Below are 237 nucleotides of genomic sequence, written 5' to 3'. Positions count from 1 at the left end.
GGTGCAGGGGCGCATTACCGGCAGGCGCTGCGCCAGACGACCGAGGTTGTAGGGGTGGAAGCCGTCCACGTCCTTGTCGGTGCGGATGCGCTCGAGAATCGGGCGTGAATCGAGATGCGCCGGCAGCGGCAGCTGCACCAGGATGCCGTCGATGCTGGTGTCGTCATTCAGCTGGTCGACCAGGGCTTCCAATTCCTGCTGAGTGGTGTCAGCGGACAGGCGGTGCTGGGTGGAGAG

At 65.4% G+C, this 237-nt stretch carries 1 protein-coding gene; it reads right to left on the bottom strand.

Annotated elements, in window-relative coordinates; genetic code table 11:
• Positions 1-237 (bottom strand): tetrahydrofolate dehydrogenase/cyclohydrolase catalytic domain-containing protein (locus CWC28_RS21710; RefSeq protein WP_283206568.1); only part of this gene is annotated, 237 nt, incomplete at both ends.

The sequence above is a fragment of the Pseudoalteromonas sp. S4492 genome (assembly GCF_005886115.1).
In the GTDB taxonomy this organism is placed as follows: Bacteria; Pseudomonadota; Gammaproteobacteria; order Enterobacterales; family Alteromonadaceae; genus Pseudoalteromonas; species Pseudoalteromonas gelatinilytica.
The sequence above is the reverse complement of the archived record's forward strand: the minus strand, read 5'-3'. Positions and strand labels throughout refer to the sequence as shown.